The organism is Prevotella brunnea (assembly GCF_008016795.1).
GTDB classification, from domain to species: Bacteria; Bacteroidota; Bacteroidia; order Bacteroidales; family Bacteroidaceae; genus Prevotella; species Prevotella brunnea.
In genome coordinates this window covers 19,419-27,045 of sequence record NZ_SDIK01000064.1, presented here as the reverse complement: position 1 = coordinate 27,045, position 7,627 = coordinate 19,419, and the positions used below count along the sequence as shown (strand labels likewise).

Genomic DNA, 7,627 nt, shown 5'->3' with positions numbered 1-7,627 from the left:
TTTTGTATTTGTATTGCTGGTTGTTTTTTTCCTCGCCGAGAGATGCAGACAACCTCTCGCTACGCTTCGAGAACGTCTGCATCTCTCGGCGAGGGCTACTCTTTTATTGCACTTCGTTTTGGAACTTGCACTCACCTCTTTCAAGGGGCTTCTATCTAATCCCATGAAGGACTTCTATCTAATCCCATGAAGGGCTTCTATCTAATTCTATGAAGGGCTTCTATCTAATCCTACAAGGAGCTTCTACTTAATCGATTTCGGTCGTAAAACTTTGTTTATCCCTATAACGGAATGGGACAACTACAACTAACTATGGAATAACAAAGGTTTGAATACTGGTTGAGAACAAGATGGTAAAGAATTGGGATGACCACACAGTCTTTCATGACAAATTAATTATTCTTTCGATTATTTCCCAATGCTTGTTTTGAGATAAAAATCCCAAGAACTAATTTGGGATAAATGGGATAAAAAGGAAGCACTCCAAAAGTATTTACAGAAAACTTTTGGAGTGCCCTATCCTATTCATTTTTATTGTCGGTTACCAAAGATTCAACCGCCTATTTTCAGGTAAATAGAGTTTATCGGATGGTTTTACACCGAAAGCTTCATACCAAGCATTAATGTGTGGCAGCGCACCATTTACACGCCATTCTCCCAATGCGTGCGGATCGCTCTTCGTGCGATTGCGTATTTCCGCATCGGTAATGTTGGCAGCCCAGACACCGGCATAAGCAAGGAAGAAGCGCTGTTCCGGAGTGAAGCCCAACAAGTTCTTGACTTTTTTCCCCTTTGTAGCGTTCTTGAATGCATTGAAAGCCACCATCAAACCACCGTGATCGGCAAGGTTCTCACCAAGCGTAAGGCGTCCGTTCCCCTTCAAGTCGGGCAACACGTTGATATTACTGAAGAAATCGGCAAACGGATCGGTCAGAGCCTTGAACTTGGCAGCGTCTTCCTTCGTCCACCAATCCTTCATGTTGCCATCCTTATCATAGTTACGCCCACGGTCGTCAAACCCATGTGTCATCTCATGACCAATCACCACACCGATGGCGCCATAATTGAAAGCATCGTCAGCTTTCGGATCGAAGAAGGGATATTGCAGAATACCTGCTGGGAAACAAATCTCATTGGTAGTGGGGTTGTAATAAGCATTCACGGTCTGTGGGGTCATGTACCACTCATCCTTATCCACCGGTTTACCTGCCTTTTCAGCAATTTCCATCTTGCTCCAAAACTCACGACAGTTTGTTACATTCTCATAGTACGACTTCGTGGGGTCGATAGTCAGTTCGCTTAAGTTTTTCCATTTATTGGGATAGCCCACTTTCACGTAGAACGTGGAAAGTTTTTCCAATCCCGCTTTCTTTGTGGCATCGCTCATCCATTCTTGTGCGTTAATGCGCTCTGCAAGACTCGTCTGGAGATTCTTAATCAGTTCTTCCATGCGTTTCTTGCTGCTTGCCGGGAAATAACGTTCACAATAGATTTTACCCAAAGCCTCGCCCATCTGGCTTTCCACCTGTGAAGTGGCACGTTTCCAACGCGGATAATCCTCTTTCGTGCCGCGCATTGTTTTGCTGAAGAAGTTGAATGCTTCCGCACGAACCTCATCACTCAAATATCCCGATGCGGAGCAGATGGCATCCCACTCCATGCGGGCGCGCAGCTCATCGGCGGTCTCGGTGGCAGTGAGTTTATCCAATCCGGCAAGGAAAGCCGGTTGTCCCACCACCATTTCCTGTATATACTCACTCTTCACACCCGTGCCATTGACATATTGTTCCAACTGTATGCTGGGATAATTCTCCTTGAACTGTGCCAAAGTCATTTTGTTATAGTTTGCCTCTGGGTCGCGAAGTTCCGTGCGACTCTTTGAAACGAGTGCCAATGCCGTCTCGAAGCGCACAATGGCATCACGTTTCTGTTCTGCCTGTTCCTGTGTGAAGCCAAAGAGTTTGAACATATTCACCACGTGCTGTTTGTAAGCATTGCGAATGTCGGTCGTTGCCTTGTCGTTGTCGAGGTAGTAATCCTTCTGCCCCAATGTCAGACCACCCTGATAAATGTTCAGAATATTCATCTTGGCGTTTTTCTCGTCAGCATCGAAACTGTACCCCATCGGAATGCCATAGCCATGAAGGATATATTTTGATTGAATGGCACGAAGCGCATCCAAGGTCTTGGCATTTTCCATTTCGTTAATCAACGGCATCAGCGGTGATACGCCTTCCTTGTTGCGACGAACGGAGTCCATGGCAAGTTTATAGAAATCGCCGAGCTTCTGCTCAATAGTTCCGGGCTTTGCCTTCTTCTTCAACAGTCCATTGAGGATGGTGTTGATGCGTTTGTTGTTGTCCTCTTGCAACTGATCGAAAGAGCCAAAACGCGAGTAAGCTGCCGGAAGTGGATTCTTCTTTTGCCATCCACCGGTAGCGAACTGATAGAAATCATCAGCCGGACGAACCGACTTGTTCAGATTGGCATCTTTCACACCCGCCTGACCTTGTGCCATGCCGGTCAGGGGAGCCGATGCAATCATCATCATTGGTAAAAATGTTTTAAGTTTCATAAAAAGTGATTTTAATATTGAATGTTTTATCGTTTGATAGTTTTTCATCTTTTGCCGAACCGACAAGGGGTCTGCAGTTCAGTGCTCATTCCTCAAGCTCTTCCAATTCCTCCGCCCGCTTCATCCATCGCTCGTTTTCTACATCCAACGCTCGTTGAATTTCCGTATATTCTGTTACAAGCTCCATGTTGCTTGCATTCGCGGAATCCATCAGAAGGCTGTCAAGTTCGGTTTTTCTCGTCTCCAATTTCTCAATTCTCCGTTCCGACTCTTCCACTGCTCGTTGCACTTTGCGTATTTTCTTTTGTTGTTCTTTACGCTCGGCATATTGTTGTTTGCCGGTGGAGGTCTTCTTCTCCACCGGCGTGTTATCAGACGAATGGGAAGCGAAAACGTTTATTGCCTCCGTGATATTCTCGGCATTGCGGGCACGCAGATAATCATAGATGCCACCCAAATGCTCGCGCACTTTTCCATTGCCAAACTCATAGACCTTGCTCACCAATCCGTCCAAAAACTCACGATCGTGCGAAACGATGATTGCCGTGCCATCAAAAGCCTTTATTGCTTCTTTCAGCACTTCCTTGGAGGGGATGTCCAAGTGGTTGGTGGGTTCGTCGAGTATCAAAAGGTTCACGGGCTCCAAGAGCAGGCGTATCATCGCCAGTCGGGAGCGTTCTCCACCCGATAGCACTTTCACCTTCTTCTCCGAGGTCTCTCCACCAAAGAGAAACGCGCCCAACATATCGTTCACGCGCAAGCGCATTTCTCCCTTTGCCACCTCATCGATGGTTTGGAATATCGTCAGGTTCTCGTCCAGCAATTGTGCTTGGTTTTGAGCAAAATAGCCAATTTGGACATTATGCCCTATCTTCAAGTTCCCACCAAACGGTATTTCGCCCATGATACACTTTACCAGTGTTGATTTTCCCTCACCATTCTTTCCCACAAACGCCACTTTCTCTCCCCGTTTGATGGTGAGATTTACATCGTCGAAAACCTGTTGCCCGCCGTAGTCCTTACTCAGCTCATCGCAGATAATCGGATAATCGCCACTGCGCAGGCAGGGTGGGAACTTCAGGCGCATGGCACTGTTATCCACTTCATCAACTTCTATCGGGACTATCTTCTCCAACTGTTTCACGCGTTGCTGCACCTGCACGGCTTTTGTTGCCTGATAGCGAAAACGCTCTATGAAGGCTTTTGTGTCGGCTATCTCCTTTTGTTGATTTTCATAGGCGCGCAGTTGTTGTTCGCGCCGTTCCTTGCGCAAGACGAGGTATTCATCGTATCTCACCTTATAATCCTCTATGCGTCCGCAAGTAATCTCCAATGTGCGGTTGGTTACGTTATTGATAAAGGCACGATCGTGAGAGACCAACACAACGGCTTTCGCACTCTGCGCGAGAAACTGTTCCAACCATTGTATGGACTCGATATCGAGATGATTGGTGGGCTCGTCCAACAACAACACATCGGGGTGGCGAAGCAGTATCTTTGCCAACTCCACACGCATACGCCAACCACCCGAAAACTCTTTCGTGGGACGATCGAAATCGGTTCTTAGAAAGCCCAATCCCATGAGCGTGCGTTCTATCTCCGCCTCATAGTTCTCGCCTCCCAGAAGCAGATAACGCTCGTGCTCCTGCGTGAAGTGTTCCACCAATCGGGCATAGCTCTCGCTCTCGTAATCGGTTCGCTCTGCCATCTCTCGCTGCATTCGCTCCAACTTTGCTTCCAGCTCCGTGTTTCCGGAGAACGCCTTGCGCGTTTCCTCCTTCACGGTGGTATCGTCGGAGAGTTTCATCACTTGTGGCAAATAGCCTATCGTCGCTTCGTTGGGCACCGACACCGTTCCCTCGGTGGGTTGGCACATTCCGCAAAGCAGTTTGAGCAAAGTGGACTTGCCGGCACCGTTCTTACCGACAAGGGCTATCCTGTCCCGATCGTTAATCACGAAAGAAACATCTTGAAACAAAGGCTTCACGCCAAACTCCACTTTCAAACCTTCTACTGAAATCATCGTTTTCCCTAAAAAAAATATGCCCTGCAAAGTTACAAATTTATTCCAAACAATTTCGATATCCAACAAGAAAACGAAAGAAAAAGCTCACGAATACTTGATGTATAAGCGATTATTTCGTAACTTTGCAGGAAAACAATCGATAATCTATGAATTTAAAATACGAAGACCTACCTGACGGTTGGGTGGTTTGCTTTCTCAACCAATGTCCCCGAAAAGAAACATGCTTGCGATACAAAGGTGGAATGTTGCTCCCTGACAACATTCACGAATGTAATTCCGTTACACCGATTGTTCTGAAATTGAAATCATGTCCATGCTTTCAAGAAATCGAGACCATTCGTGTGGCATTGGGATTTAAAAACATATTCAGAGAGGTGAAAGCTCGCCACGCCCCTCGCATGCGAGCTCAAATGACTCAATACCTCCATGGCAACGGCACGTATTATCGATATTATCGGGGCGAGAAGGCACTCTCCCCGAAACAGCAAATATGGATCAAAGAACTATTCAGAACATACGGCTACACACAGGATATCGAGTTTGATGATTACAAAGATACTTATCGCTTCTTCGATGATTAAGACCACATGAAATTACCAAGCAGTGGTAACAACATTACCAGCCTGTGGTAATACCATTACCAGCCTATGGTAATGCCATTACCAAGCAGTGGTAAAAACAAGTTGAACAAGCAAACTCAACCAATGTCGCCCATACGATAAAATAATATACACCAATTCTCCACTTCTTTACAAGTCGGAAAGGAACAAAAAGACCTATTTTCATGAACCCATTCACAACCTACATATCAAACAAGCTCAACCTCTCTGCAAAAAGTGTTGAAGCCGTATTAAACCTATTGGAAGAGGGGTGCACCATTCCGTTTATCGCCCGATATCGCAAAGAGAGAACAGGAAATCTCGACGAGGTGCAAATCACACGCATCAGCGAACTGAACGACAAAATCAAAGAGTTGGAGAAACGAAAAGAAACCATTTTCAAAACTATTGACGAACAAGGAAAACTCACACCGGAGTTGCGACAACAAATTACAAGCTGTCACAATTCCGCTGAACTCGAAGACATCTATCTACCCTATAAACCCAAACGCCGCACACGAGCACAGATTGCCAGGGAACAAGGGTTGGAACCACTTGCCTCAATCCTCATGCTGCAACGTGAGCAACACCCGGAGCGGGCAGCAAGACAATTCGTAAAAGGAGAAGTGGAAAACGAAGAGGAAGCAATAAAAGGAGCACAAGACATCATTGCGGAAACGGTGAGCGAAAACCGCAAAACAAGAGATATCGTGAGGGGACATTATAGACGAGAGGCCGTGATAACGTCAAGGGTCATCAAAAAAAAGCAAGAGGAGGACGGAGCGCAAAAATTTGCCGACTATTTCGATTTCTCGGAACCACTTCGGAGATGCAACAGCCATCGATTGCTCGCCATGCGACGAGGAGAAAATGCAGGCTTCCTTCGGGTAAGCATATCCATTGAGGAAGAAAGCTGCATGGAACAACTCAAACGGCAATACATTCGTGGATATGGGGCTTGTCAAACACTTATCGCAGAAGCTGTGGAAGATGCCTACAAACGACTCATTGCTCCAAGCATGGAGAACGAGTTTGCCACACTTAGCAAGGAGAAAGCCGACGAGGAGGCGATTAAGGTGTTCGCGGAGAACCTCCGACAATTGTTGCTCTCCGCTCCACTCGGACAAAAACGAGTGCTCGCGCTCGACCCCGGCTATGCCAACGGATGCAAAATCGCTTGTCTCGATGAGCAAGGCAACCTGCTCCATCACGAAATCATCTATCCACACCAACCCAAACGGCTCTACGCGCAAGCCACCGTTGCACTACAACGCATGATAAGGCAATACAAAATAGAAGCAATAGCCATCGGAAACGGCACCGCATCGAGAGAAAGCAAAGATTTCGTGGAAGAAACCATCAACATCAACGGAGCGAACAATGACAAGTTCCGGCATCCGGCAGTCTTTGTGGTCAGCGAGGATGGTGCGTCTATCTATTCCGCATCTGCCGTGGCACGAGAAGAATTTCCAAACGAAGATGTTACCACACGGGGCGCAATTTCCATCGGACGACGTTTGATTGACCCATTGGCAGAACTGGTGAAGATCGATCCGAAGAGCATAGGCGTTGGGCAGTATCAGCACGACGTAAATCAAAACTTGCTGAAACATTCGCTCGACCAAACGGTCATGAGCTGCGTAAACCGCGTGGGCGTAAACCTCAACACTGCCTCTAAACATCTCCTCACCTATGTCAGCGGACTCGGACCTGCCTTGGCACAAAACATCATTGACTACCGCCGGGAAAACGGAACATTCACCTCGCGCGAGCAACTGAAAAAAGTGAAACGATTGGGCACAACGGCTTTCCAACAGTGCGCGGGCTTCCTTCGCATTCCCAATGCCACCAATCCGCTCGACAACTCCGCAGTACATCCCGAGAGTTATCACATAGTGGAACAAATGGCGAAAGACCAACAATGTTCGGTTAGCGAACTCATCGCTTCGCCACAAATTCAAAAGAGAATAAAACCGCATGATTACATCACCGAAGACACAGGCTTGCCCACCCTGACCGACATTCTGCAAGAAATAGAAAAACCAGGACGCGACCCGCGCGGAGAGGCAAAAGCATTTGAATTCGACAAGAACGTGCATAGCATCGACGACCTTGAAGAAGGCATGGAACTGCCGGGTATTATCACCAACATCACCAATTTTGGTGCCTTTGTGGACATCGGTGTTCATCAGGACGGACTCATCCATATTTCCCAACTTGCCGATAAATTTGTTACCGATCCCACACGTGTCGTCAGGCTGCACCAACACGTCCGTGTAAAGGTGGTCCAAATCGATTATCGCCGAAATCGCATCGGACTGAGCATGAAGCACGTAAAGCAACCTTCCTGAAAGAAATTGTTAATTTGATAACTAAAAATGTTTTTTTAACATAAAATTTGAAATTATTACAATAAATATTTTTATC

At 46.7% G+C, this 7,627-nt stretch carries 5 protein-coding genes; 3 read left to right on the top strand and 2 right to left on the bottom strand.

Annotation, left to right across the window (positions count from 1 at the left end; genetic code table 11):
* Positions 1-190, top strand: a 190-nt coding sequence (locus ETF27_RS11355; RefSeq protein ID WP_205012817.1) for a hypothetical protein, incomplete at its 5' end; no start/stop codon positions are given.
* A gap of 351 nt (positions 191-541) precedes the next feature.
* Here ETF27_RS11355 and ETF27_RS08675 read toward each other — a convergent pair.
* Together ETF27_RS08675 and ETF27_RS08670 are read right to left on the bottom strand one after the other, a co-directional pair.
* Positions 542-2,575, bottom strand: a complete 2,034-nt coding sequence (locus ETF27_RS08675) for a M13 family metallopeptidase (RefSeq protein ID WP_130828581.1) — start codon at positions 2,573-2,575, stop codon at positions 542-544.
* Positions 2,576-2,660: 85 nt separating this feature from the next.
* On the bottom strand, positions 2,661-4,598 hold the full coding sequence (locus tag ETF27_RS08670; RefSeq protein ID WP_130828580.1) for an ABC-F family ATP-binding cassette domain-containing protein: 1,938 nt from the start codon (positions 4,596-4,598) through the stop codon (positions 2,661-2,663).
* A 149-nt stretch (positions 4,599-4,747) separates the two neighbouring features.
* Here ETF27_RS08670 and ETF27_RS08665 point away from each other — a divergent pair, with 149 nt between their 5' ends.
* Positions 4,748-5,182 (top strand): DUF6078 family protein, encoded by a 435-nt coding sequence (locus ETF27_RS08665; RefSeq protein ID WP_130828579.1) that lies wholly within the window; start codon positions 4,748-4,750, stop codon positions 5,180-5,182.
* A gap of 203 nt (positions 5,183-5,385) precedes the next feature.
* On the top strand, positions 5,386-7,551 hold the full coding sequence (locus ETF27_RS08660) for a Tex family protein (protein ID WP_130828578.1): 2,166 nt from the start codon (positions 5,386-5,388) through the stop codon (positions 7,549-7,551).
* Positions 7,552-7,627 lie beyond the last annotated feature (76 nt).

Coding starts and splice junctions, on each gene's coding strand:
- ETF27_RS08675 (WP_130828581.1), bottom strand. CDS start 2,575: ATGAAACTTAAAACATTTTTACCAATGATGATGATTGCATCGGCTCCC.
- ETF27_RS08670 (WP_130828580.1), bottom strand. CDS start 4,598: ATGATTTCAGTAGAAGGTTTGAAAGTGGAGTTTGGCGTGAAGCCTTTG.
- ETF27_RS08665 (WP_130828579.1), top strand. CDS start 4,748: ATGAATTTAAAATACGAAGACCTACCTGACGGTTGGGTGGTTTGCTTT.
- ETF27_RS08660 (WP_130828578.1), top strand. CDS start 5,386: ATGAACCCATTCACAACCTACATATCAAACAAGCTCAACCTCTCTGCA.